The sequence below is a fragment of the Pelagicoccus sp. SDUM812003 genome, from assembly GCF_031127815.1.
Lineage (GTDB): Bacteria > Verrucomicrobiota > Verrucomicrobiia > Opitutales > Opitutaceae > Pelagicoccus.
Genome location: NZ_JARXHY010000072.1, coordinates 1 through 582, shown reverse-complemented (window position 1 = coordinate 582; position 582 = coordinate 1). Strand labels below are relative to the sequence as shown.

1 protein-coding gene is annotated in these 582 nt (G+C 44.3%); it reads right to left on the bottom strand.

Annotated elements, in window-relative coordinates; translation table 11 throughout:
• Positions 1-23 precede the first annotated feature (23 nt).
• Positions 24-582, bottom strand: a 559-nt coding sequence (locus tag QEH54_RS22835; protein WP_309021046.1) for a hypothetical protein, incomplete at its 5' end; no start/stop codon positions are given.

Sequence of the window (582 nt, the reverse complement as noted above, 5' to 3'; positions counted from 1 at the left end):
AACGTGAAAGCCATACGCGGAAGTCAGCGCGGAGCGCTGGCTGGAGTTGTATGGGCTGACTGGTTGGCTGTCTTCAGTTTTTGATTTGTGTTTATGATGTCCGAGAAAAGTGAGTGGGCGAGCTTGTACGTTTCCTCTCGGTCACCATGGCTTGAGTACAGGATAAAGAAGAATAGATCTTCCTTGTGGATCATGAATGAGTGGTGGCTGGTGATGACACTATTCTCGGACGTCGATTTGTATCCATAATAGTACTCATCATCTTTTACTTCGGAGTCTTGGATGGGGCTTCCATTTCGATCAACTGCTTGAAAGTTCTGTTTCTCTAGTAACTCGTTCTTCTTGGATTCAAACTCTTTTGCTAGCTTACCATCATTTGAGAAGTCGATCATGATGAATGGTAGATCCGCTAGCGGGTCATCTTTGGGGCTTCCAAGCAACCTGTAGTCCTTTACGGGATAAACATCAAAGGAGTCGGGAACTTCGATGGTGAATAGATTTGTAGAATACTCATTTGCGTGAACAAAACAGCTAAAGGCGAACAGAGCGAAATAGAGGAGTTTCATTGCGGTTCCTATTTTT